Annotated in this window: 20 protein-coding genes; 10 read left to right on the forward strand and 10 right to left on the reverse strand. The window is 66.8% G+C overall.

What is annotated here, in order from left to right; all coding sequences use genetic code 11:
* Positions 1 to 7: 7 nt before the first annotated feature.
* From accD to BO221_RS31780, 5 genes are all read right to left on the reverse strand, one after another.
* A complete protein-coding gene (gene accD / locus BO221_RS31760; RefSeq protein ID WP_073564582.1) occupies positions 8 to 853 on the reverse strand; it encodes an acetyl-CoA carboxylase, carboxyltransferase subunit beta in 846 nt (281 codons plus the stop codon).
* Between the two features lie 160 nt (positions 854 to 1,013).
* Positions 1,014 to 2,639: a VWA domain-containing protein gene (locus BO221_RS31765; protein ID WP_158079946.1), complete on the reverse strand. Its 1,626-nt coding sequence runs from the start codon at positions 2,637 to 2,639 to the stop codon at positions 1,014 to 1,016.
* Between the two features lie 179 nt (positions 2,640 to 2,818).
* Positions 2,819 to 3,460, reverse strand: coding sequence for a hypothetical protein (locus BO221_RS31770; RefSeq protein WP_143195792.1), 642 nt, complete (start codon positions 3,458 to 3,460; stop codon positions 2,819 to 2,821).
* Between the two features lie 1,723 nt (positions 3,461 to 5,183).
* The gene (locus BO221_RS31775) at positions 5,184 to 5,939 is read right to left on the reverse strand and encodes an MBL fold metallo-hydrolase (protein ID WP_073564585.1); all 756 of its coding nucleotides are present in this window, start codon (positions 5,937 to 5,939) and stop codon (positions 5,184 to 5,186) included.
* 1 nt (position 5,940) lies between these two features.
* Complete coding sequence (locus BO221_RS31780) at positions 5,941 to 6,591, reverse strand: Crp/Fnr family transcriptional regulator (RefSeq protein WP_043403437.1); 651 nt, start codon at positions 6,589 to 6,591, stop codon at positions 5,941 to 5,943.
* Positions 6,592 to 6,791: 200 nt separating this feature from the next.
* Here BO221_RS31780 and purM point away from each other — a divergent pair, with 200 nt between their 5' ends.
* The 8 genes from purM to murQ all read left to right on the forward strand — a co-directional run bounded on the left by purM (position 6,792) and on the right by murQ (position 13,986).
* Positions 6,792 to 7,829, forward strand: coding sequence for a phosphoribosylformylglycinamidine cyclo-ligase (purM, locus tag BO221_RS31785; protein ID WP_073564586.1), 1,038 nt, complete (start codon positions 6,792 to 6,794; stop codon positions 7,827 to 7,829).
* On the forward strand, positions 7,826 to 8,488 hold the full coding sequence (gene purN / locus BO221_RS31790) for a phosphoribosylglycinamide formyltransferase (protein ID WP_073564587.1): 663 nt from the start codon (positions 7,826 to 7,828) through the stop codon (positions 8,486 to 8,488). Before purM ends, purN begins: the two co-directional genes overlap by 4 nt.
* On the forward strand, positions 8,485 to 8,964 hold the full coding sequence (locus tag BO221_RS31795; RefSeq protein ID WP_073564588.1) for a DUF523 domain-containing protein: 480 nt from the start codon (positions 8,485 to 8,487) through the stop codon (positions 8,962 to 8,964). The genes purN and BO221_RS31795 overlap by 4 nt, the downstream gene beginning before the upstream one ends.
* 97 nt (positions 8,965 to 9,061) lie before the next feature.
* A complete protein-coding gene (locus BO221_RS31800; protein WP_073564589.1) occupies positions 9,062 to 10,312 on the forward strand; it encodes a S8 family serine peptidase in 1,251 nt (416 codons plus the stop codon).
* Between the two features lie 90 nt (positions 10,313 to 10,402).
* Positions 10,403 to 11,164: an arginyltransferase gene (locus tag BO221_RS31805; protein ID WP_073564590.1), complete on the forward strand. Its 762-nt coding sequence runs from the start codon at positions 10,403 to 10,405 to the stop codon at positions 11,162 to 11,164.
* Between the two features lie 83 nt (positions 11,165 to 11,247).
* Complete coding sequence (locus tag BO221_RS31810) at positions 11,248 to 12,768, forward strand: NAD(P)-binding protein (RefSeq protein ID WP_073564591.1); 1,521 nt, start codon at positions 11,248 to 11,250, stop codon at positions 12,766 to 12,768.
* 100 nt (positions 12,769 to 12,868) lie between these two features.
* Positions 12,869 to 13,060 (forward strand): 50S ribosomal protein L28, encoded by a 192-nt coding sequence (gene rpmB, locus BO221_RS31815; protein ID WP_043403428.1) that lies wholly within the window; start codon positions 12,869 to 12,871, stop codon positions 13,058 to 13,060.
* A 23-nt stretch (positions 13,061 to 13,083) separates the two neighbouring features.
* Positions 13,084 to 13,986: an N-acetylmuramic acid 6-phosphate etherase gene (gene murQ, locus BO221_RS31820; RefSeq protein ID WP_073564797.1), complete on the forward strand. Its 903-nt coding sequence runs from the start codon at positions 13,084 to 13,086 to the stop codon at positions 13,984 to 13,986.
* Positions 13,987 to 14,099: 113 nt separating this feature from the next.
* On the opposite strand, the gene BO221_RS31825 is transcribed toward murQ, so the two are convergent.
* The 3 genes from BO221_RS31825 to BO221_RS31835 form a co-directional block, all read right to left on the reverse strand.
* Positions 14,100 to 15,275 (reverse strand): DUF6051 family protein, encoded by a 1,176-nt coding sequence (locus BO221_RS31825; RefSeq protein WP_073564592.1) that lies wholly within the window; start codon positions 15,273 to 15,275, stop codon positions 14,100 to 14,102.
* A gap of 117 nt (positions 15,276 to 15,392) precedes the next feature.
* Positions 15,393 to 17,138: a VWA domain-containing protein gene (locus BO221_RS55020; RefSeq protein WP_073564593.1), complete on the reverse strand. Its 1,746-nt coding sequence runs from the start codon at positions 17,136 to 17,138 to the stop codon at positions 15,393 to 15,395.
* Positions 17,139 to 17,584: 446 nt separating this feature from the next.
* Positions 17,585 to 19,393 (reverse strand): hypothetical protein, encoded by a 1,809-nt coding sequence (locus BO221_RS31835; protein ID WP_143195793.1) that lies wholly within the window; start codon positions 19,391 to 19,393, stop codon positions 17,585 to 17,587.
* A gap of 470 nt (positions 19,394 to 19,863) precedes the next feature.
* Between BO221_RS31835 and gstA the strand changes: the two genes are divergently transcribed.
* Both gstA and BO221_RS31845 read left to right on the forward strand, forming a co-directional pair.
* Positions 19,864 to 20,472, forward strand: coding sequence for a glutathione transferase GstA (gene gstA / locus BO221_RS31840; RefSeq protein ID WP_073564595.1), 609 nt, complete (start codon positions 19,864 to 19,866; stop codon positions 20,470 to 20,472).
* Positions 20,473 to 20,594: 122 nt separating this feature from the next.
* Positions 20,595 to 21,914 (forward strand): amidohydrolase, encoded by a 1,320-nt coding sequence (locus tag BO221_RS31845; RefSeq protein WP_073564596.1) that lies wholly within the window; start codon positions 20,595 to 20,597, stop codon positions 21,912 to 21,914.
* A gap of 8 nt (positions 21,915 to 21,922) precedes the next feature.
* Here BO221_RS31845 and BO221_RS31850 read toward each other — a convergent pair whose 3' ends face one another.
* Both BO221_RS31850 and BO221_RS31855 read right to left on the reverse strand, forming a co-directional pair.
* Positions 21,923 to 22,669: a hypothetical protein gene (locus BO221_RS31850; protein ID WP_073564597.1), complete on the reverse strand. Its 747-nt coding sequence runs from the start codon at positions 22,667 to 22,669 to the stop codon at positions 21,923 to 21,925.
* 191 nt (positions 22,670 to 22,860) lie between these two features.
* Positions 22,861 to 23,748 carry a pirin family protein gene (locus BO221_RS31855; RefSeq protein WP_073564598.1) on the reverse strand — a complete coding sequence of 296 codons (888 nt, stop codon included), beginning with the start codon at positions 23,746 to 23,748 and terminating at the stop codon, positions 22,861 to 22,863.
* Between the last annotated feature and the right edge of the window lie 16 nt (positions 23,749 to 23,764).

Consider the following 23,764-nt stretch of genomic DNA (forward strand, 5'->3'; position numbering starts at 1 on the left):
GCGGGGACTAGCCGAGCAGCGTGACGAGCTGGCCCAGCTTCGCGCGCAGCTCCTTGCGATGCACGATGGCGTCGATCATCCCGTGCTCGACGAGGAACTCGGAGCGCTGGAAGCCCTCGGGGAGCTTCTGGCGGATGGTCTGCTCGATCACGCGCGGGCCGGCGAAGCCGATGAGGGCCTTGGGCTCGGCGAGGATGATGTCACCCAGCCACGAGAAGGAGGCCGCCACGCCGCCGGTGGTGGGGTGGAGCAGCACGGAGATGTAGGGCTTGCCCACGTTGCGGAAGCGGGCGATGGCCGCGCTCGTCTTGGCCATCTGCATGAGGGAGAAGATGCCCTCCTGCATGCGCGCGCCGCCCGAGGCGGAGAACACGATGGCCGGGCACTTCAGCTCATGGGCGCGCTCGAAGACGCGGGTGACCTTCTCGCCCACCACCGAGCCCATGGAGCCGCCCATGAACTCGAACACGAAGCAGCCGATGGACACCGGCTTGCCCTCGATGCGGCCCACGCCGGAGATGAAGGCGTCGTTCTCGCCGAGCGCCTTGCGGGTGGAGCGCAACCGGTCCTTGTACTTCTTCGAGTCGGAGAACCCGAGCGGGTCCTGCGGCTCCAGCTCCTTGTCGAACTCCTCGAAGCTGTCGGGGTCGAGCAGGGACGTCAGGCGGGCGCGCGCCGCCCAGGGAAGGTGGTGCTCGCAGTGGGGGCAGACGTTGAGGTTCTTCTCCAGCTCCTGCCGGTAGATGATCTCGTCGCAGCTCTCGCACTTGGCCCAGAGCCCCTGCATGCGGCTGGGGGCTTCGATGGGCTCGGGGGCGGTGGCGATACGGGGCTTCTTGGAGAACCAGGCCATGGATGGGCGGTTAATCCCACTGCCCGGGGCCCGTCAACTCCCATGCGCGTCCGTGCCAGGGGAGAAGACCTGGGAAGTCGTCCGCCCGGGGAACGGCCGAGCCGCAGGACCCTGGGGGCCCTGCGGCTCGTTGTCTACATAGGGGTCTACCTGGGGCAGCTCACTTCTTCAGGCGTCGAACGATGTTCACGTCCGAGCAGCCCAGGAAGTCCAGCCCTCGGATCTCACCGCTCAAGCACCCCTCGACATCCGTCGGATCCAGGTGGGTGGCTGGGAAGTAGAAGTGGAACACCTTATCGGACACGCCATCACTGTTGTAGTCCTCGATGGCGCCGCGCTTGGCGAGCGCGTCCCCGATGGTCGTGGGCGCGTCACCAAAGTACACGGTGGAATTATCCACCTGGGTCACGTTGAAGGTGGCGGATCCGATGAGCGCGACCGGGATGTTCCCCTTGGAGTTGGCCCCGTAACTGCTCGGATCGCTGTGAGGCTTGATGTCGATGGACGCCGGCAGGGGCAGCCAGGTGTGCGCGGCGGTATCCGTCAGGACCCGGCTGACGTTGGGCTGCACGGCGGCGGTGGCCGTGATGGTATCGGGGGAGGCCTGCACATTGGTGTACGAGAAGGGCACCTGCCCGTTGGCATCAGTGATGCCACTTCCCGCGGAGGGGGTCGGGGCACTCGGCTCCCCATCCACGATGCTCGGCCCACCGGTCACGGAGAGACCCACCGTCACCCCGCTCACCGGATCACCGAAGTCATCGAGAACCCGGGCGAAGACCGTGTGCGTCTCGCCCACATAGTGGGTGCCCACCTTGGGCGTCAGGACCAGGATCGCGGCGCAGCCACGCACGTTGACGGTGGGGTTGGCGAACATCACCACATTGCCCTCGGCATCCGAATAGGTCGCCGACGCGTGGATCGGCAGCGCCCCACCCGGCTTGAGGTTGTCATGCGTGGCCACATACGTGAGCGTCACCGTTTCGGACATGAGCTGATCGATGGACCAGGTGATGAGGGACGGGGAGGCGGAAACGCTCCCCTTGCTCGCCGATGCACCACTCGCCGAGAAGCTCGGCTGGACGGCGAGCTTGACCACGACCTGCGTGGCCGCCGGCCGGACGATGACCGTCCCGATCTCATCGAAGATCTGCTGGAGGGTGCCTGCATCCTCCGTGAAGTAGGCGTGCTCGCTCACGGGCGCGGACACCCAGGAACGGACCGCGTTCTGGTTGATGGAATTTCCCAAACCGATTCCGAAGATCTCCGTACCGGCGTTGCGCGCTCTCTCCGCATCATCCAGCGGGTCATCACCCGCCGTGGTGTTCCCATCGGTGAAGATGATCATGACACGGGCATTCGGTGAAGAGGCAAGCTGCCCCTGACCGGTGGAGATTCCCGCCTCATGGTTCGTCTGGCCCGAAGCCACCAACCCATTGATGGCGGTCTTGACGCTATTGGCGGTCGAAGTGAGCGGCCGATCCAACGTGGCCTCGGACGCAAAACTGACCATGCCGATCCGGCTGCCATTGGCAAACACGCCATCTTTGGCCCCGTCGCCCGCGTCGAATTTGTCGACAAAGTCCATGGCCGCCTCCTTCAGGGTCCCCATGGAGCCCGCCATGCTTCCAGAGCGATCGAGCACCAGCATGATGTCCACGGGACGCCCGGAAGTACTCGACCCAGCGTCGAGCGTCACCTTGACCGTGGTCGCCCCATTGCACGGAATGTCGAGTGGACTGGCCGTGAGCTGACCACTCACCGCCTGCTCCATCGCCGCAGACATCGTCGTAGGCCCATCCTCGGCTCCACCGCAAGAGGTGAGCAGTCCGAGGGCAATACACCAACGTAACACGAGCTTCTTCATCGCCCGACTCCTAAGTCAATCATGGATTATCGACACACGCTCCCCGTGAGCGCCGGGAGAGCCGACACTTGAGAATGACCGCAAATACCTACAGTGCTCTATTCGACTGAAACCGTCAGGTTCCGGGTGACGGCGGGTGCAGTACCGTCATTGACGGTGAAGGCATAGGTCCACGTCTTCCCGGCTTCGCTGGCCTGGGTGCTCCAACGCCAGACGACCTCATGCGGCGTCTGGCCCGATCCCCCAAAGGGTGTAGCCTCGTTCTGAGGCGTTGACCCGGAAGCCAGCGCATAGGACCAGGAGAGCGTATCGGGATCCGGATCGACGAACCGCACCGTACAGGTGAGTTGGGCCCCGGCCGATACACGCACCGAGCCATCCGTGTCTCCACCGCAGTTGAACTCGACGCCAGGCGCTCCGTTCACCCCATCATCGGGGACGATGTTGACCTCGAGCCGGTAGCGAGCCGTGTGCTCGCCATCATCCGCCACCCAGACCACGGTGCGCTTCCCGCTCCCGAGCCTCGCGGTGGACATGATGAACAGTCCATCCTTGACCGGGAGTTTGTTGGAACCGAACGGCTGAAGCTGCATGGGCGAGGAGGAACCGCAGTCGATGGCGGCCCCCGACGCATCCTCACAACGGGAGGAGACAGAGCGGCCCGCTTCCCCCTCCAGGCGGAAGACACAGCTCAAGGACTTTCCTTCGACGATGGTCTTCCCACCCGAAACATCAGGCACACACTGGACATCCTCGAATCGGGGAGAGCCATTCCCTCCTGGATTGCCCATCGGATCTCCGCCCAGGCCATTACAGCCCGATAGCGCGGAGACGAGCAGCGCACTCCCAATCAACACCCGACTCTCAAACATGCATCGCATGAATATCTTCCCCCTCGTGACAACTGACAGTGACTCAAGAACGCTACTGGACCGTGACAACCAGGTCGCGAGTGACTGCCGGCGCGGTGCCGTCATTGACCGTGAATCTGTAGGTCCACGTCTTTCCGGCCTCGCTCGCAGCCGTGCTCCACCTCCAGGTGACTCCCAACGGTGCCTGACCGGAACCGCCGAAAGGCGTTGGCTCGTTCACTGGGGCCGCTCCAGTAGCCAGGGAATAGGACCAGGACAGCGAGCCCGGATCCGGATCAACAAACCGCACGGCACAAGTGAGTTGAGAACCTGCGGTCACACCCACCGAGCCATCCGTGTCCCCACCACAATTGAACTCGATACCAGGAGACCCGTTCACGCCATCATCGGCCACGATGTCCGCCTCGAACCGATGGCGGGCCTGCGTCGCCCCCTGCTCGGCCACCCAAACAACCACGGCCCTGGTCCCAGCAAGTCCATTGGTGCGCATGATGAACAAGCCATCCTTGATGGGCACCGGGTTGGAGCCGAAGGGCTGGATCTGTGTTGTCGAGGAGGCGCCACAATCGACAACAGCGCCAGACCCGCTCTCGCACTTCAGCGCCGCGTTCTCTCCCGAAGTGCCCTCGAGCTGAAACGTACAGCTGATGGACTGCCCCTCGACTACCGCCTTGGCCGATGGATTCGGGACGCACGAAATCTGCGTGAACTGGAGCGTCTCCGAGCCACCGTCTGGTTGATTCCCCGGACCACCGTCTGGTTGATTCCCCGGACCACCGTCTGGTTGATTCCCCGGACCACCGTCTGGTTGATTCCCCGGACCACCGTCTGCCCCTTGCCCATTTCCAGGCCGGACGGTGCCCGTCCCATCTTCTGTGCATGCCACGAACAAGCCGCACAGCAGCGCAGCAATACCTACCCGCATCCAATTCATGTCGCCCCCTCGCTGACAATCGGTCTGACTCAAGGCAGCAAAGCCAGGTTCACCGAAACCAGTTCGTTCGCTACGACAGAACAGCATTATTCCGGCTGTCGTGGATGCGGTCGAGTACCATTTTCAAAAAAAATGGAGTCGCCTGATTCACGACATTCATCCAAGACAACAAAGAAAGCCACGCATACCAAGAGGACGCGAGACACTGGTGGTACCTGGAGGCAGCCGCTCGTCCCTCGCAGGTCTCTCTTCACTGCAAATCGCAATCAAACGGAATTGCAAGGCAACTCAAAATCAAACGGAATCAATGAATATCGATCAGGAACGGGCCTCAAGGCCAAGACATGGGAGCGGCACATCGTCGAGGTGAAAGGTGGCGCGCACCTCCTCCACCTCCACCACGACGTGAGCGCTTCTTCCCAGGGCGAATGGGCTCCAACGGCCACGCACCGAGCATCTTTCGCTCCATGCCTTCGGGGCCCTGGCAGTTCCGCACTCGCTGGCATCCAGGGCGTGCTCCCGGTTGCCTTGTCACCGCCAGCAGCACGTGAAGCCTGCCCGCGTCACGGACAGACGGTGCGGAGGAAGTGCAGTCCACATCCCGCGCCACCGCAACGGGGGACACCCGCCTCTCGGCGGGGTGTCATCGGGCCCGCCTCAGAACTCGAAGGTATCCCCCAGCTCGAGGACTTCCACCGGCATGGTCCCCAGTTCCTTCTTGAGCTGGGGAAGGAAGGCCGGCTTGAGGTGGTAGACGAGCACGTTGCAGCCGTTGCGCTGGAACTTGGTCAGCTCGCTCTCGAGCATCTTCGGCGTGAGGTGGCCGGAGACGTCCGCCAGTTGATGCAGTGCGTTGGGGAAGCTCGTCTCCACCAGGAGCGCCTTGAGGGTGGGCGTCTGGTTGAGCACCTTCCACAGCTTGTCGGTGGGCCCGGTGTCCCCGCTCATGGCCATGGAGGTGCGGCCGCGGGTGATCACGAAGCCGCAGGACTCCACCGGGTGGTGCACGGGGATGGACTGCACCGTGTACGGGCCCACCTGGAAGGTGCTGCCGGCCCGGAAGGGCTTGATGCGCAGCACCGGCTCCTTGCGCGTGGGGATGCGCGTGAAGTCCGGCCAGAGCGCGTTGTTGAACATGTTCTCGCGCAGCGCACGGGCGCACTCGCGCGAGGCATGGATGGTGACCGGCTTGTCCCGCCGGCCGATGATCAGATCCGCCATCAGCGGCAGATCCTTCACATGGTCGAAGTGGCTGTGGCCGACGAGGATGTCGTCCACCTTGCAGAGCTGCTCCAGCGACAACGTGCTGGTGAGCGAGCCCGCGTCCAGCGCGAGCACGTCATCCACCAGGAAGCACGTGGTGCGGCACGAGGGAAGCTCACCGCCATGGCAGCCGAGGACCTGGAGCTTCACGCTAGAGCTCTCCGAACTTCCACTTCATCTCCAGGTATTGGAGGAAGTCGTGGACCCGGGCCGTGTCATACACGGTGAGTCTGTCACCGGAGCGATCCACCAGGCCGGCCCGCTCCAGACGGTCCAGCATGTTGCGGATGGCCGGCTCGCCCACGCCGATCTGCCGGGGCAGCTCGCGCACCACCAGCTCGATCTCCACGCCTTCCTCCGTGGGCCGCCCGCGCGTCTGGCACACCTGGAGGATGTGGTGCACCACCCGGCTGGCCGGGTCCGCGTGCAGCAGGTTCTCGATCTGCGCGTCCGCCTCGGACAGCCGCTCCGCCAGCTTCTTGATCATCCGCACGGCGATCTCCGCGTTGCCGCGGATCATCCCCTCGAACGTCTTGGGATCGATCACCAGGAGCTTGGCGTCCTCGCTCACGCTGGCCGAGGCGTTGCGCGGCTTGTTGGAGATGATGGCCATCTCGCCGAAGAACTCGCCCGGACCGAGCACGGCCAGCACCTTCTCCACGTCCCGCACTCGCTTGGAGATGGCGATTCGTCCCGACTGAATGACGAACATCTCCTTGCCAGGCTCGCCCTCTCGAAAGAGGACGGTGCCCTTCGGGAATTCCTTGCCGAAACGTTGAAAGAGGGTTTCCTCGGCGCCCATCGCAGGGCGAGTTAAGCCGTCCCCATCGACAGGGTCAAATTCCGACCGGAAATTGATGCCTTGTGGCCCTGAGGTGTCGTCCAGGCGCCCACCCCCTCGGGGCCCACCTGACGGGCAGCCGTCCAGGACGACGCGAATGTGACACCCGGGGTGCTTCCGGCCGAGACAAGCAGAGGGAGAAGCCGATAGAAGGCCCGGCCGTGGGAACGACCTACAAGCAGGCGGGAGTGGACATCGAGGCGGGCGATGCGTTCGTCGAGCGCATCAAGCCCTATGCGGCGCGGACGATGCGGCCCGAGGTGGTGGCCGGGGTGGGAGGCTTCGGGGGACTGTTCGCCCTGCCACCCGGGAAGTACCGCGAGCCGGTGCTGGTGGCGGGGACGGACGGGGTGGGCACCAAGCTGAAGGTGGCCTTCCAGGCGGGCCGGCATGGCACGGTGGGAGTCGACCTGGTGGCCATGTCGGTGAACGACATCCTCACCTGTGGGGCCGAGCCGCTCTTCTTCCTGGACTACTTCGCCACGGGCCGGCTGGAGGTGGACGCCGCGGCCGAGGTGGTGAAGGGGATTGCCCAGGGATGTGAGCAGGCGGGGTGCGCGCTGCTGGGCGGGGAGACGGCGGAGATGCCGGGCTTCTACGCGCGGGGCGAGTACGACCTGGCCGGCTTCTGCGTGGGCGTGGTGGAGCGCTCGGAGATCATCGACGGAAAGAGCGTGGCGCCGGGCGACGCGCTCATCGGACTCCCCTCCTCCGGCCTGCACTCCAACGGCTACTCGCTGGCGCGCAAGGTGCTGCTGGAGGACGCGAAGCTGAAGCTGGACGCGGTGCCCGAGGGCCTGGATCGGCCGCTGGCGGACGCGCTGCTGGAGCCCACGCGCATCTACGTGAAGGACGCGCTGGCGCTGGCGAAGGCGGTGAAGGTGAAGGGCTTCGCGCACATCACGGGCAGCGGGATTCCGGGCAACCTGCCGCGGTGCCTGCCGGACGGGACGCGGGCGGTGCTGGACGAGAAGACGTGGAAGCGGCCGGCCATCTTCGAGCTCATCCAGAAGCTGGGAGGAGTCGAGCGCAAGGAGATGTACGACACCTTCAACATGGGCCTGGGGCTCATCGCGGTGGTGGCGAAGGCGGACGTGTCGGCGGCGCTGGCGCTGCTGAAGGGGCGCGGGGTGGAGGCGGCGGAGGTGGGCCGGGTGGAGGCGGGCCAGGGCGAGGCCACGGCGGTCATCGAGGCATGAGCGGCCGGACGAAGCTGGGCGTGCTGGTGTCGGGCAGTGGGAGCAACCTGCAGGCCCTGCTCGACGCGTGCGCGAAGCCGGACTTCCCGGCCGAGGTCGCGCTGGTGGTGTCCAACGTACCCACGGCCTTCGCGCTGGAGCGGGCGAAGAAGGCCGGAGTGCCGGCGGTGGTGTTGGAGCACAAGGCCTTCGGCTCGCGGGCGGACTTCGAGAAGGCGCTGGTGGAGAAGCTGGTGTCGGCGGGCGTGGAGTGGGTGTGCCTGGCGGGCTTCATGCGGCTGCTGGGCGTGGACTTCCTGGGACACTTCGCGGGGCGGGTGCTGAACATCCACCCCTCGCTGCTGCCGGCCTTCACCGGGCTGCATGCCCAGCGGCAGGCGCTGGAGCGCGGGGTGAAGGTGGCCGGGTGCACGGTGCACTTCGTGGACCCGGGCATGGACACGGGCCCCATCATCGCGCAGGCGGCGGTGCCGGTGCTGCCGGGAGACGACGAGGCGGCGCTCACGGCGCGCATCCTGAAGGAGGAGCACCGGCTGTACCCGCTGGTGGTGAAGCTGGTGACCACGGGCGGGGTGCGGCTGGAGGGCGGACGCGTGGTGACGTCGGCGGGCCCGGCGGTGGGCGAGCTGAGCCTGCGCAACCCCGGGGAGCCGGGATGACGCGCGAGGAGCGGCTGGCGGCGCTGCGCGAGGCGCCGGTGGTGCTGGTGAGCGCGTGCCTGCTGGGCGAGGCGTGCCGGTACGACGGCAAGTCGAAGGGCTCGAGCCCGGTGATGCGGGCGCTGGAGGGCAAGGAAGTCGTCCCCGTGTGCCCGGAGACGGGCGCGGGCCTGGGCATTCCGCGGCCGGCGGTGGAGCTCAAGGGCGGCGCGGGGGCGGAGGTGCTGGCGGGCCGGGCCCGCGCGGCGGAGGTGGAGTCGGGGAAGGACCGGACGGAGGCCTTCCGGCAGGGCGCGGAGTTCGCGTTGGAGGCGGCGCGGAGCTTCGGGGTGCGCGTGGCGGTGCTCAAGGAGCGCAGCCCCTCGTGCGGCACCCAGGGCACCCACGTGGACGGCATGGTGGTGCGGGGCCAGGGCGTCACGGCCGCCCTGCTCTCCCAGGCCGGGCTCATCGTGGTGAGCGACGAGGAGCTGTGACGACGGAACGCCACTGACGCGGTGCGACAGTGATGGGGACGCAACATCCCCGTGGCTCTTCTCGATAACCAGGAAAACGGTTTTCGTCGGAGCCCCCATGTCGCTCAAGTCGATTGGCAACCCGCATCGCCCCCAGGTCCGCACGGAGCCGTCACAGGCCCAGACGACTCGTTCGCCCACCACCGCGCCCGCGGCCCCCGCCAACCAGGTGCTGGTGAGCCGCTTCGACAAGACGGCCGCGCAGCAGGGAGCGCGCCTGTCCCAGGCAGCGGATGGAACGAGTCCCGTGCGCTCCTTCCAGCAGCGCGCCGTGGAGGCCCGTGCCGCCACCACCAGCACGCAGGTGGACGGCGGCAAGGCGGTGAAGGACTTCCTCTCCCGCCTCAACCCGGGCGACGACAACATCGCCATCTTCGACTCCTTCGGTCCGGGCACCACCCACGGCGATGACGTGCAGCACGTCGTGGACGAGAACAGCGAGTACTCGGACGGGGACATCCGCACGGTGGGCGTGGGCTCCAGCTCTGCCCCCGCCGGCGCCTCCCTGGACGAGCGCATCGAGCAGCGTGCCTCCAGCTTCCTCGACAGCACCTCGGACGCCATGCAGGGCGTCCTGGACAACCCGGACGACATCACCGTCATCAATCAGTCCCAGAGCATCAGCCCGGTGCGTATCGCCGACGAGATGTGGAGTGACGTGCGCAACGATCCGGAGGCCAAGGCCGAGCTCGCCCAGGAGCTGGGGCTGGAAGAAGGCGCCTCCGATACGGAGATCCTCCAGGCGCTCGTGGACCGCGTGGACGGCGTCTTCGAGAACAGCCCGGAGATCGCCGCCTCCAAGAAGCGCTACGACAAGCTGTCCGGAGAGCTGGAGGACGCGGGCATCCTGCACGTGGTGACGGCCGGCAACACCGGAGACTTCCTCGACACCCTGGATGAGATGGGCGTCGAGTACGACGGGGACTTCGCCAACTCGGTGCTCTTCAACGAGCACACCCTCGTGGTGGCCGCTTCCACCGGGGGCAAGCGGGACCAGATCGCGGACTTCTCCACGCCGAGCGACTTCGTCACCGTGGCGATCGACGGCACGGACATCGAGGTCGCGGGGGGAGATACGGCCAACGGCACGTCCTTCGCCGCGCCCCAGGTGACGGCGCTCATCGCCGAGATGCGCCGCATCAACCCCGAGCTCACCAACGACGAGGTCCGCGACATCCTCGCCAAGGCCGCCACGGACACCTCGGCCACCTCGCAGGAGGAGGGCCACGGCATCCTGGATCCGGACAAGGCGCTGACGCTGGCGCGCCTCTCGCTCCTGAAGGACGTGCCCATCATGCGCGCGGTGTAGGCACCGCCCGCCTGCCCTCCGGCCATCCGCACGGCCCGTCCATCCCGCTTGACGGAAGGGCCGCCATCGCCCAGGAACCAGGGGGAAGCCATGGCCACCATCCTGGGACATACCGTCGAGCCGCCCGGCCCCTGCAACTACCTGCCGGAACAGAGTGCCTCACTCGAGCAGCTGGTGATGCAGGACGTGACGGCCGAGGAGTACGAGCGGATGCTCGTGCGCGGGTGGCGCCGCTTCGGCCCGCTGTACTTCCGGCCTGCGTGCCAGGCGTGCAACCGGTGCGTCTCCCTGCGCATCCCCACGGACACCTTCCAGCCCAACCGCAGCCAGCGCCGGGCCCGGGCCGCGTGCGCCCACTTCCGCGTGGAGGTGGGCCCGCCTCGCGTGGACGAGACCCGGCTGGCGCTCTACCGGGCCTGGCACGCCGAGCGGGAACAGACGCGCGAGTGGGACGCCTCACCGCTCGGGATGCGCGACTACTTCCTCCAGTTCGCCTTCCCCCACCCCTCCGCGCGCGAGGTGGCCTACTACGACGACACCGCCGAGGGCGGGCCCCGGCTGGTGGGCCTGGGCATCTGCGACGAGACGCCCAACGCCTGGAGCGCGGTGTACTTCTTCTTCGATCCGGCGTACGCGCGTTGTTCGCCGGGCTCCGCCAACGTGGTGTTCCAGGTGGAGCTGGCGCGGGCGCGGGGCATTTCCCACGTGTACCTCGGCTACCGCGTCCAGGAGTGCGCGTCCCTGCGTTACAAGGGCACGTTCCGCCCCCACGAGTTGCTCGAGGGCCGGCCCGATCCAGAGGAGCCGCCGCGCTGGCTCGCCCCGGAGCCGTCCGGGGAGCCCCCGCCGTAGCGGCGCATCCCCCCCCTTTTTGGACCCCTGGAGCGGGAAAGCGCTGCCGGGCCCACGGCAACGTGTGTAGTGTGCGCCCCGCAATGTCGACGCCAGTCGCCAGATCCAAGCCGCTCCCATCCGCCACGGCACCTTCCCGGCACGTCTATGACGTGATCGTCCTGGGCAGCCAGCTGGGCGGAGCACTCGCTGCGGCACTGCTCGCCAAGCGGGGATACAGCGTGCTCCTGGTGGAGCACGATGGGACCGGGCCGGGCTACGAGCATGACGGCTTCGTGCTGCCCTACGCCCCCTTCATCGCCCCGGCCCTCAAGGCGATGCCGGCGGTGGAGGAGGCCTTCACCGAGCTGTCGCTCACCGCGGCGCTCCAGCGCAACCTCCAGCCCCACACGCCCGAGCTGCAGTTGGTGATGCCGCGCCACCGCGTCGACCTGCACACCGACGCCGCCCGCCGGCGCGCCGAGCTGGTGCGCGAGTTCGACGCCGACGGCGAGCGCATCCTCGCGGACCTCACCGCCTCGGCCCTCCAGCACGAGCCCTCCGACGCCTTCCTGAAGGAAGGCCCGCCACTGCCCCCGGACGGCATCCTGGAGTCCTGGAACCTCAAGAAGCGCGTGGGCCAGCACCCGGGACTCCAGACAGAGCCGCGGCTGGCGGGAGAGGACGAGCCCTCCAAGCTGCTGCGGGGCCTGCTGCCCTTCGTCGTCCACCTGGATCAGCCCGCCACGCCCCTGGCGCGCACGCGCCCCCTGTCCCAGGCCCTGCAGAGCCCCTGGCGCTACCCGGGCGGCCGCGCCGGCCTGCGCAAGCTGCTCTTCGAGCGTCTCGTGGAGCTGGGCGGAGACCTGCTCAGTCCCGAGAACACGGACACCTACGTGGTGGAGGAGTTGCACTTCGACGGAGGCCGCTTCTCCGCGATCAAGCTGCTGCGCTCGGACACGCTCTACCGGGCCTCGTGCCTGGTGTCCGCCACGGACGCGGGGGCGCTGCGCCGGCTCATCACGGACCGCAAGAAGCACCGCGGCTTGAGCGAGCATCTGGACCTGTCCACCCTCAAGTCCTTCCTCTTCGCGGTGAACTGGGTACTGCCCGAAGCGGCGCTGCCCCGCGGGATGGGCGAACTGTTGCTGATGGACACCCAGGACGCCGAGCTCGGCCCCCTGCTCGTCCAGCAGCACCCCGCCCGCACGCCGGAGGGCAAGGAAGATCCCTCACTGCGCGTCATCTGCGCCGGAGGCTTCGTGCCCGCCAGCGTGCGGGACCTGGGCGAGGGCTACCTCCAGTCGCTGGCCATGCGCATCGACGCCCACCTGGACGCGCTGATGCCCTTCTCGAAGGACAAGCGCCTGCTGCGCTCGGCCCCCTACCTGGATGCGGGCGCGGTGCGGGGCAGCCGGCTCATGCCCCACCCGCATTACGTCTTCGACACGGAAGCGGTGCTGGGCGTCACGGGGTTGAAGCAGCACACTCCCACGAAGAACCTGCTGCTGGCCGGACGCGAGGTCCTCCCCGGCCTGGGGCTCGAGGGAGAGTTCCTGGCGGGAGCCCGGGCGGTGCGCCTGGTCCAGGAGATGATGAAGAAGAAGGCGGTCCTCAAGCGCTGAGGCCCGATCAGACTGGATTTTCCGGTGGTTTGTAGATAGGTTCCGCCGCTCTCTTAGGGCGGGCTCTCATTTCGTCCCTGATTTCAAGGAGTTGGCAGTCATGGCCTGGAAGTGTGACATCTGCGGGAAGCGGCCGCTCGTGGGCAACAACGTCAGCCACGCGAACAACAAGACGAAGAAGCGGACCCTCCCGAATCTGCAGAAGATCCGGGCGTCCGTCGAAGGGCGCACGGAGCGCGTGCTGGCCTGCACCCGCTGCATCAAGGCGGGCAAGGTGACGAAGGCCGCCTGAGGCAGCCCGTCGTGAGCTCGCGGGTGGGAAGATCGCGTTCGAAGAAGACCGCGCTTCCGCCCAGCGAGCGGCAGCACCCCCGGTCGGAAGATCTGGACCTCGTCTCCACGGAGGAGCTCGTCCGCCGGTTGCATGAAGAAGACGTAGCCGCCGTCCGTGCGGTCCGTCCCGCGCTCGCAGAAGTCGCGAGAGTGGCACGAATCGCAGCGGATGCATTGCGGGCGGGTGGCCGCCTGCTCTACGTGGGCGCGGGCACCAGTGGACGCCTCGGGGTGCTCGACGCGAGCGAGTGCCCGCCCACGTTCGGAACCTCCCCTTCCCAGGTGCAAGCGGTGATCGCCGGTGGACGCCGGGCGATGACGCACGCGGTGGAGGGCGCGGAGGATGACGTCGAGGCCGGGGCCGCGTCGATGGTCCGGCTGCGCGTGGGTCCCCGGGACGTGGTGTGTGGCATCTCCGCGAGTGCCCGGACGCCCTTCGTGCTGGGCGCACTGGACGAGGCCCGGCGGCGGAAAGCGCGCACGGTGCTGGTGTGCTGCAACCGTCCGGGCCCGAAGGCGAAGGCGGACCACGTGCTGCTGGCCGAGACGGGGCCTGAGTTGGTGGCGGGCAGCACGCGGCTGAAGGCGGGCACGGCGACGAAGCTGATCCTGAACGCGCTCACCACAACGGCCTTCGTGACCCTGGGGAAGGTGTACCGGGGACGGATGGTGGACGTGCGGCCCACGAACGAGAAGCTGCGGGCACGGGCGGCGCGGATGGTGGCGGAGCTGACGGACCTGAAGCCGGCGGCGGCGAAGCAACTGCTGGAGCAGGCCGGCCACGAGGTGAAGGTGGCGCTGGCGATGCACTTCACGGGGCTGTCCGCGAAGGACGCCAAACGCCGCCTGAAGCAAACCACCCTGCGGAACCTGGTCGATTCCTGATCCCCAACCACCCCCAATAATCCCCAACCACCCCAAAAACCCCTCTCCCCCCGGGAGAGGGACGGGGTGAGGGTGCCCGGGCCTCGAGTTCACCCCGAGAGCCCCCACTGTCCCTACCCGCGCAACCACTCGACCGCGCGGTCGAACACGGCGGTGAATCCGCGCTCGACCTCCGCCTCGTCGGCGCCCTGCAGGGGAAAGGGGTTCGCGTGGTCGTACTCATAGGCCATGTCCAGTATCTCCACACGAGCACCAGAGCCCGACAGCGTCCCAGCCACAGCATCGGCGGGCATCACACTGTCCTTGCGCAGCGGAATGGCCCGGACCCGCGGACCAATCCGCTGAAGAGCGGCCTCGCGAGCGGCGTGGAGCCGGTCGTCCCGCACCATGAGCTCGAAGGCCTGGCCCACGGATTCATCGGAGAGCAGCCGGCCCAGTTCGGGCCGGCTCTGCTTGTGCGAATCGAGCTGATCGAGAAACACATGCAGCGCCCGAGCGGCGGCGCTGTCGAGGATCTCCCGGGCAAGGGGGGACGTCTGCGACAAGAGACAGCCCCCGCAGAAGTTCACGAGCCGTGAGTCGGCGAACCGCCCGCTGTCATCGGACATGAAGAGGACCTCGGCCAGGAACGCGCCGATGGAGTAGGCGAAGACATCGAGCCGGGCCCCGGGCGCCAGCAACGCCTCCTCTCCCCGGTGGACGCTCTCGGACAGGAGCGAGAGATCCCTCAAGGTACGGACCCCGGACCAGACGAAGCGCTCCGGCCGGGCGTGGATGCGGGTGCTCAAGGCGGCGTTCGCGAAGCTGGAGGCCTCGAGCTCCGGCATGCGGCGCATGCGCTCGCGGCTGAGCTGCCGCATGGAGCGAGGGTCGGACCAGAGCGCTGGGGACCTGTCCATGTGGAAGGCGGTGGGGAAGAGGATGACGGGGACGCCGAGCCCCTCGACGAGGGCCTTGGCCCACGGCAGGTATTTCTCCCAGCGGCGCTCGTTGAGACCGTGGAGGAGGAGCACGCCCCGGGAATGCCGCTCTGAACCAGGCGGCGCGAGGACGCGGTACGGAAAGTCGAGGTTCTCCTCGACGCCCTCGTCCCGGTCGAGCAATCCCTTGTGGGACTCGGGCTCGAGTGCGGCCTCTGGCACCGGGAACTGCGAGGGACTCCCGCCGGACGGCTCTCGCACGGAGCGGAACCGGCGTTGATGCAGGACGAGCCCGGTGTCCATGCTTCCGGCACCGCGCCCATCCTGAAAGGCCTCGGCGAGCCTGCGGTACGTCCCGATGTAGCTCATGCAACCCCCTCCCGGTGGAGGACCGCCCTTCCGCGCCCCATGGTGTCACGAGGACGCGGGGCAGGACAGGGGCGCGCAACCCCTCCCCTGCCCCAGGCTCATCCCAAGAAGGTGGAGTTACGGCGCGGAGCAGCTGTTCCTGCTCTGGCCCACGGCGAACAGGAGGGCATCACGCAGAGTGCCCGGTTGGTCCGCGCGGAAGAAGCTACCCCGGCCCGCCAGCGCGATGCTCTGGAGCATGGGGCTGCTGTCCCCGTAGCCGACCACGAACGTCCGCACCGTCTGGCTGTTGGCCATGTCGCTCCGTAGATCCGTGTGCGACAAGAAGAACGCCACATCATCCATGAAGTTCTTGTTGCCCACGCCAAGACCAGTCGGCCAGTTGTAGTAGGTGTAATCACACGCTTCCTTGGTGACGCCAAACAGGTGGCAGTAGTTCACGCCCCCCACGTTGGGATTCGTCTCGGGATTGATCGGGTTGAACGTGAGCAACGAGCCATCCGGGTGTCTGGCACCATTGGCCTTGAGAATGTCCATCATCTTGGTGATGGGCACCGAGTTGTCGGACCGGGGTGCTCCAGCGCTCACCACGATGATGTTGTTGCTCTGTGAAGCGTTGCAAACAGATTTGTCATATCCGGTGCCCTCCCAGGGCTGACCCGGCAGGACCTTGCCGGAAACGGGGTCCGAATAGTGCGGCTTGAGCCACTCATCCATGGCCACGCCCCAGTAATCCCCCTGCTTGCCGGTGTACGGGTCATCGTAGGTGCCACCATTGCAGCAGCCCGGCCAGCCGAAGTCCCCAGGATTGACGGGCTGCTGGAACCAGGACCCCCACCGGTTGTCCGCCATCTGAGAGGAGAAGTAGCCACCCAGCCCGAAGAGGGCCTCTCCGATGGAGCGCTCGTTGTTACGGAACAGCATCTCGTTGACGGCCTGCCTCAGCCTGGGCCGGTTCAGCGCCGCATCATCGAAGATGGGGTAGGACTGGTCACACGTTGGACGGAGCTTCTCGAGCATCGCTGGCGGATCGAACCAGCCGTGATCCTCGCCGAAAGTGGCTACGCCCATGCGCACGTTGGTCACCGAATCGATGACGTCCTTGAGCGCCTTGCGCGCAATCACGAATCTGGGCGGACGCACGTTGAGCACGCGGCCGCTGAGGATCCACTTGCGGAACGCTTCGGGCGGAAGCGGCGGCTCGTCCAGTTCCTTGAGGGGACCGGCTCCGCTCGGATTGGTCGCCTGGGTATTGGCGGTCACGATCGGACCCCGCCACCAGCCCTTGCTCGCCAGACATGCCCGGCACTCGGTCATGAGGGGCGAGTCGACGGAGCCATAAGGGTAGTCCGTCGTGTTCCAGCCCACGCTCGCGTAGCAGGCCGACAGAATGTCCCCGATGCTGTTGAGGGGACCCGCGAAGTTATTGCCGTTGATGGTCCACGGGCCCTCCTTCACGTTCCAGCCGAGGCGCCGGCCGCGCGAGAAATAGAACCGGTTCGGCTCGAAGAACGGCGACTTCAGGTCGCTGTCGGAGTCATAGACGATGGAGCCATTCTTCGCCGGATCCGCGCTGTTCTTGTCGAACCAGCTCATCGCGGCGACGAGCGCCGGGTCCTCGCAGCCCGTGTCCATGGCGAGACCGGCCGAGCCCTCGCTCCCTTGATCTCCCTTGGGGGTCACGGGCACCGGGGGCACCTTATTGGCCGCGTACCAGCCCGGCGTGAAGTCCTCGGGCAGGAATTGCGGGTAGTTCTGCATGGCCTCGCTGTTGTCCATCAGGAAGACCACACCCGGCGGCACCTCCTGCGCCTGGGCCGGCAGGGACAACAGCCCCGAGACCCCGGCCGCCACCACTCCCACGGCCAATCCCAGCCGCTGGCCGGGCGACCGCCTGGAAAAACCTACACGTCTCCCCAAATCACTGTGCATGTCATGGGCTCCTGGGGTGGATGCTTCAACGCCTCATGCGGCCACGGCCGGGCTCGAGGCGCCCGTCTTGATACCGCAATGAGCAAGCACTTGTATATGCCCCTTCAACCATTGACAGCCCATCCCCGTCGCCGTTCAGCCCGGAAACAAAGATACCGTGACAGCGAAAGGCCCATCGTGTCAAACCATGCAAGGAGTGCGGTATGCAAGGTTTTCGGTGTGCAGGTTTTGCGATGTGCAAGGATTGCGAAGTCCTACTGGAGCCCCTGCGCACTTCGTACGCAGTTCTCTGCATGACCACCGCTGGAAAGGACGCGGGGCAGGACAGGGCCGCATGGCACCCTGCCCTGCCCCAGGCTCATCTCGTGGAGATGGCGCTACGGCGCGGAGCAGCTGCCCCCGCGGGTCTGGCCGATGGAGAACAGGATGGCATTCCGCAGCGTGTCCGGCTGGTCCGCACGGTAGAAGCCGCCCCGGCCCGCCAGCGCGATGCTCTGGAGCATGGGGCTGCTGTCACCGTAACCGACCACGAACGTCCGCACCGTCTGGCTTCCGCCCATGTCGTTCCGCAGATCCGTGTGCGACAGGAAGAATGCCACGTCATCCATGAAGTTCTTGTTGCCCACGCCAAGGCCGGTAGGCCAGTTGTAGGAGGTGTAGTCACACGCCTCCCTGGTGGTGCCAAACAGGTCGCAGTAATTCACGCCCCCCACGTTGGGATTCGTCTCGGGATTGATCGCGTTGAACGTGAGCAGCGAGCCATTCGGGTGTCTGGCTCCATTGGCCACGAGAATGTCCATCATCTTGGTGATGGGCACTGAGTTGTCGGACCGGGGCGCTCCGGCGCTCACCACGATGATGTTGTTGCTCTGTGAGGCGTTGCAGACGGATTTGTCATACCCGGTGCCCTCCCAGGGCTGGCCCGGCAGGAACTTTCCGGTATAGGGGTCCGAATAGGGCGACTTGAGCCACTCCTGCGCGTGCACGCCCCAGAAGGCACCCGGCTGACCGGTGTAGGGGTTATCGTAGGTGCCACCATTGCAGCAGCCCGGCCAGCCGAAATCCCCGGGATTGACGGGCTGCTGGAACCAGGACCCCCACCGGTTGTCCGCCAACTGGGAGGAGAAATATCCACCCAGCCCGAAGAGGGCCTCGCCGATGGAACGCTCATTGTTGCGGAAATTCACCTCGTTGACGGCTTGTCTCAGCCTGGGCCGGTTGAGCGCCGCGTCATTGAAGGTGGGGTAGGACTGGTCGCACGTCGGACGAAGCTTCTCGTGCATCAGTGGCGGGTCGAACCAGCCGTGATCTTCGCCGAAGGTGGCCACGCCCAGGCGGACGTTGGTCACCGAGCTGATGACGTCCTTGAGTGCCTTGCGCGCCACCACGAACTTGGGCGGACGCACGTTGAGCACGCGGCCACTGAGGACCCACTTGCGGAACGCTTCGGGCGGAAGCGGCGGCTCGTCCAGTTCCTTGACGGGGCCAGCCTGGCCCGGACTCGTCGCCTGGGTATTGGGTGTCACGATCGGACCCCGCCACCAGCCCTTGGTGGCCAGACACGTCATGCACTCGTTCATGAGGGGTGAATTGCCGGTGGCCCCTCCATACGGGTAGTCGCTGGTGTTCCAGCCCACGCTGCCGTAGCAGGCCGACAACGTGTCTCCGTAGCTGTTGAGGGGGCCCTCGAAGTCGCTGCCGTTGATCGTATACGGACCCTCCATCACGTTCCAGGCGAGGCGCCGGCCACGCGAGAAGTAGAACCGGTTCGGCTCGAAGAACGGCGACTTCAGGTCGCTGTCGGAGTCATAGACGATGGAGCCGTTCTTGGCTGGATCCGTGCTGTTCTTGTCGAACCAGCTCATCGCGGACACCAGCGCCGGATCCGAGCAGCCCGTGTTGATGGCGAGTCCGGCTGACCCTTCCCCTCCCAGGTCGCCCCGGGCGGGGTTGGTGGGCGTGGGGTAGTAGCCCGGTGTGAAGGCCTCGGGCAGGAACTGCGGGTAGTTCTGCATGGCCTCGCTGTTGTCCAGCAAGAAGACGATTCCCGGCGGGACCTCCTGCGCCTGGACCGGCGGGGACAACAGCCCCGAGACCCCGGCCGCTACCACCCCCACGGTCAATCCCAGCCGCTGACCGAGCGGCCGCCTCGAAAAAAACACACGTCTCCCCCAATCATTGTGCATGTCACGGGCTCCTGGGAAGGAATGCTGCAACGCCTCACACGGCCATGGCCGGCCTCGAGGCGCCAATCTTGATACCGCAACGAGCAAGCACTTGTACATGCCCAAATCAAACCCTGACATCGAATTCCCCTCTCCATCCGCCACTGAAACAAAGGTGCCGTGGGAACGAAAGACTCGTCATGCAAAACCATGCAGGGATTGCGGTGTGCAGGGATTGCGGTGCGCAAGAGTTGCGGTGCGCAAGGTTTGCGGAGTCCGGAGGAAACACCCGGGAGCCTCGTACGTGATTCTCTGTAGACGTCGAGGTCACCGCGGTGGAACGGCTCCGTTCGCCCAGTCAAGAGGGGAGCGGTTCCCATTCCCGGTCCTTCCGGTGTGACTCCAGGTGCGGGTGGATTTCATGGCGCGGACCCGGGCACGCGTGCAAATTGCCGCCGCCTGCCAAGGCGAAACTTCAAGGAGTCCCACGAATGAAGCTCTACTACTCCCCGGGTGCCTGTTCGCTGTCGCCGCACATCGTCCTGCGCGAGGCGGGCCTGACCTTCGACATCGAGAAGGTGGACCTGCGCAGCAAGAAGACGGAGTCCGGCAAGGACTTCACCACCATCAACACCAAGGGCTACGTCCCGGCCCTGCAGCTCGACGACGGCAGCGTCCTCACCGAGGGCCCGGCCATCGTCCAGTACCTCGCCGACAAGGCGCCCCAGAGCAAGCTCGCCCCGGCCAACGGCACCATCGAGCGCTACCGCCTCCAGGAGTTGCTCAACTTCATCAGCACCGAGCTGCATAAGGGCTTCAGCCCCCTCTTCAACCCCACCTACCCCGAGGACGCGAAGAAGATCGTCATCGAGAACCTCGGCAAGCGTCTCAACCACCTGAACACCGCCCTCGAGAAGGGTCCCTTCCTCACGGGCGAGCAGTTCACCGTGGCCGACGCCTACCTCTTCACGGTGCTGGGCTGGACGGCGTTCGTGAAGATCGACCTGGGCCAGTGGCCGGTGCTCCAGGCCTACCACGCGCGCGTGGCCGGCCGTCCCGCCGTGCAGGCGGCCCTCAAGGCCGAAGGTCTGCTGAAGTAGTCCCCTGAAGTCCCGGTGCCCGGGCCCTCCACGGTCCGGGCACCCCGTGCGCGACAGGAATGGGCAGTGACGGCGCGGCCGTGCTGTAGTCGGCGCCCCTGTACCGGACCGGAGACCGCACGGTGAAATCCCTCCCCCTCCTCGCCCTCGTCCTCGCCGCGATTGTCTGGCCCGCCACCCCCGCGCGCGCCGCGAAGGCTCCCTCCCCCGCCCTCGAGGGTCTCGACGCGCTCTACCCCGAGCTCGACGCCCTCTACAGGGATCTGCACCAGAACCCGGAGCTCTCCCACCAGGAGGAGAAGACCGCGGCGAAGCTCGCCGAGCGCCTGCGCGCGCTGGGCTTCGAGGTGACGCCCAAGGTGGGCGGCCATGGCGTGGTGGCCGTGCTGCGCAACGGCAAGGGCCCCACGGTGCTGCTGCGCACCGACATGGATGCCCTCCCGGTGGAGGAGAAGACGGGGCTGCCCTACGCCAGCAAGGCGATGGCGAAAGATGACACCGGCCAGAGCGTGCCGGTGATGCACGCCTGCGGGCACGACGTCCACATGACGGCCTGGGTGGGCACCGCCACCCTGCTGGCGCGCGCGAAGAACCGGTGGCGAGGCACCCTCGTCATGGTGGGCCAGCCCGCCGAGGAGCGGGGCAGCGGCGCGCGGGGGATGCTCGCGGATGGCCTCTACAAGCGCTTCCCCAAGCCGGACTTCGCCGTGGCCCTCCACAACAGTGCCTCCGCCGCCGCGGGCACCATCGAGTACGTGGCCGGCTACGCCCTGGCCAACGTGGACTCCGTGGACATCACCCTCCACGGCAAGGGCGGGCACGGCGCCTACCCGCACACCACCGTGGACCCCATCGTGCTCGCGGCCCGTACCATCCTGTCACTGCAGACGCTCGTCAGCCGGGAGAAGCACCCGCTTGAGCCCGCGGTGGTGACGGTGGGCTCCATCCACGGCGGCACCAAGCACAACATCATCCCGGACGAGGTGAAGCTCCAGCTCACCGTGCGCTCCTACAAGCCCGAGGTCCGCAAGCAGCTCCTCGCCGGCATCGAGCGCGTGGCCAACGCCGAGGCCGCCGCGGCCAACGCGCCCCGCAAGCCCGAGGTGTCCGTCACCGAGGGCACTCCCGCCACCTACAACGATCCGGAGCTGACGAAGCGGCTGGTCGGCGCCATCACGCGGGTGCTCGGCAAGGAGAACCTCCGCGAGGCCACGCCCGTCATGGGCGGCGAGGACTTCTCCGAGTACGGCCTCGCCGGAGTCCCCGCCGTCATGCTCTGGCTGGGCACCGTCGAGCCCAAGCGGCACGCGGAGGCGAAGGCAGCGGGCGAGACACTCCCCTCGCTGCACTCGCCCCTCTTCCACCCGGACCGCGAGCGGACCCTCCGCACCGGCGTCACCTCGCTGACCACCGCCGCCCTGGAGCTGCTGGGCAAGCCGTAGGGCAGCGCTCAGGGAGGCTGCACGCAGAGGTAGTTCGACGCCGTCACGACGTTGCTGCTCACGCCCGTGGCGTCGATGATCCGGAACTGCACCTGCGCGTTCCAGTAGTAGGCGTCCACGTAGAAGCCACGGGGGCAGTACTCCGACAGGGTCGTGCCTCCGTCGAACCAGCCGCTGCTCCAGTTCCCCAGGTCACTGGAGTAGAGGATGTTCCAGCTGTACCGGTAGGGCCCGGTACCGCCGGTGCCGCTGCCCGTGCAGTTGATGTTCGTGGAGGGCCGCGAGCAGAAGAGTGAAGCCGTGGCACAGGGCTGATCGACGTACTGCGAGACGGTGCGGGGGCTCTCCACGCAGACGGTGCGGTTGCCGTTGCTGTCGATGACCATCGGGTAGGCCCTGATCTCGAAGGCGTGCGAGCCGCAGGCATGCCCCGCGCTACTGAAGAACCAGGTGCCGGAAGCGCCAGTGCGATCCTCGAAGGACCGCAAGACACCATTGACGTAGTAATTCAGGCGCACCGCATTGGCGCCGGAAGACACGCTCCAGCTTCCGCTGCCGGCGATCTCTCCACCGTACGAGCTGATGCCGCCGATGGAGAGTTGGGTCACGCTCGAACCGGAGCACAGGGCCGACTCCGCGGTGCCCAGCGGCTCACCGGCGGGAGCCAGTTCCACTTCCGAGGGCGCACCGCAGGCGGTCAGCAACAACCCGGAGAGCCACAGGCATAGAGGTGCACGAGCAGGCACACGTGACATCGCAGATCCCTCCAAGAATGAGTATTGACTGAATTGCTAGCACAATACCATATTCATGTTTTCCTGGAATATCCACAGATATCGAAGAATCGTCCGTGACGTGGTGCGCCCAGCGGAGGCTACTCGCTTGGCCGCAGCGCTCCTGAAGACAACACCACGGCCCCAGGGGTTGGGGCCGCGGCGTTGCCCGGTCAGCGATGGATACGACCCATCCTGCCGCTCTGGTAGTCCTCGAACGCCTGGATGATCTCCGACTTCGTGTTCATCACGAACGGCCCGTAGCGCACCATCGGCTCCTTCAGGGGCACTCCCGACAGCAACAGGAGCTGCAGGGGCTCGTTCCCCGTGTTCTCCAACACCACCGTGTCCGCGTCGTTGGTGAACAGCACCGCCTGCCCGTCCACCGCCCGCGTCCCCTCCGGCCCGAACCTGCCCTCACCCCCGAACACGTAGGCGAAGGCGTTGTGGTCCCTCGGCACCGGCTGCTCGATGCGGCCTCCCGGCTCGAGCGTGAAGTGCAGGTACTGGATGGGCGTACGCGTGTCGATGGCCGCCCGCACACCGAGCGACTCGCCAGCAATCACCTTCACCTTCACCCGGCCATCCGGCGTCGAGGCCACCGGGATGCGCGCGGACGGCAGCTCCTGGTAGCGCGGCGGCATCATCTTGTCGCGCTTGGGTAGGTTCACCCACACCTGGAAACCGTGCATGCGGCCACCCGTCCGCGCGAACTCGCGCGCCGGCATCTCCGAGTGCACCACCCCCGCCCCCGCCGTCATCCACTGCACGTCCCCGGGCCCCAGCTCGCCCGCATGGCCCGCCGAGTCCGCGTGCTCGTGCCGGCCCTCCAGGATGTAGCTGACCGTCTCGAATCCCCGGTGGGGATGATCCGGCGCCCCCTTCGCCTCGCCTGGCGGCAGCTCCACCGGGCCCATCTCGTCCAGCAGCAGGAACGGATCGAACTGCATGAAGCCCGGGATGGGGAACGGACGGCGCACCACGAAGCCCTCGCCCTCCAGGGTACGGACGGCGTCCACCACCTGCTGGATGGAACGCGTGCTCTTGCCGGTCTTGCTCATGACTGTCTCCTTTTAC

It is taken from the genome of Archangium sp. Cb G35 (genome assembly GCF_001896145.1).
Lineage (GTDB): Bacteria > Myxococcota > Myxococcia > Myxococcales > Myxococcaceae > Archangium > Archangium violaceum.

What these genes read in the sequence shown, in the direction of transcription:
- accD (WP_073564582.1), bottom strand. Translation starts at nt 853, where the DNA reads ATGGCCTGGTTCTCCAAGAAGCCCCGTATCGCCACCGCCCCCGAGCCC.
- BO221_RS31765 (WP_158079946.1), bottom strand. Translation starts at nt 2,639, where the DNA reads ATGTCTGCGGCGATGGAGCAGGCGGTGAGTGGTCAGCTCACGGCCAGT.
- BO221_RS31780 (WP_043403437.1), bottom strand. Translation starts at nt 6,591, where the DNA reads ATGGGCGCCGAGGAAACCCTCTTTCAACGTTTCGGCAAGGAATTCCCG.
- purN (WP_073564587.1), top strand. Translation starts at nt 7,826, where the DNA reads ATGAGCGGCCGGACGAAGCTGGGCGTGCTGGTGTCGGGCAGTGGGAGC.
- BO221_RS31795 (WP_073564588.1), top strand. Translation starts at nt 8,485, where the DNA reads ATGACGCGCGAGGAGCGGCTGGCGGCGCTGCGCGAGGCGCCGGTGGTG.
- BO221_RS31800 (WP_073564589.1), top strand. Translation starts at nt 9,062, where the DNA reads ATGTCGCTCAAGTCGATTGGCAACCCGCATCGCCCCCAGGTCCGCACG.
- BO221_RS31805 (WP_073564590.1), top strand. Translation starts at nt 10,403, where the DNA reads ATGGCCACCATCCTGGGACATACCGTCGAGCCGCCCGGCCCCTGCAAC.
- BO221_RS31810 (WP_073564591.1), top strand. Translation starts at nt 11,248, where the DNA reads ATGTCGACGCCAGTCGCCAGATCCAAGCCGCTCCCATCCGCCACGGCA.
- rpmB (WP_043403428.1), top strand. Translation starts at nt 12,869, where the DNA reads ATGGCCTGGAAGTGTGACATCTGCGGGAAGCGGCCGCTCGTGGGCAAC.
- BO221_RS31825 (WP_073564592.1), bottom strand. Translation starts at nt 15,275, where the DNA reads ATGAGCTACATCGGGACGTACCGCAGGCTCGCCGAGGCCTTTCAGGAT.
- BO221_RS31835 (WP_143195793.1), bottom strand. Translation starts at nt 19,393, where the DNA reads ATGCACAATGATTGGGGGAGACGTGTGTTTTTTTCGAGGCGGCCGCTC.
- gstA (WP_073564595.1), top strand. Translation starts at nt 19,864, where the DNA reads ATGAAGCTCTACTACTCCCCGGGTGCCTGTTCGCTGTCGCCGCACATC.
- BO221_RS31850 (WP_073564597.1), bottom strand. Translation starts at nt 22,669, where the DNA reads ATGTCACGTGTGCCTGCTCGTGCACCTCTATGCCTGTGGCTCTCCGGG.
- BO221_RS31855 (WP_073564598.1), bottom strand. Translation starts at nt 23,748, where the DNA reads ATGAGCAAGACCGGCAAGAGCACGCGTTCCATCCAGCAGGTGGTGGAC.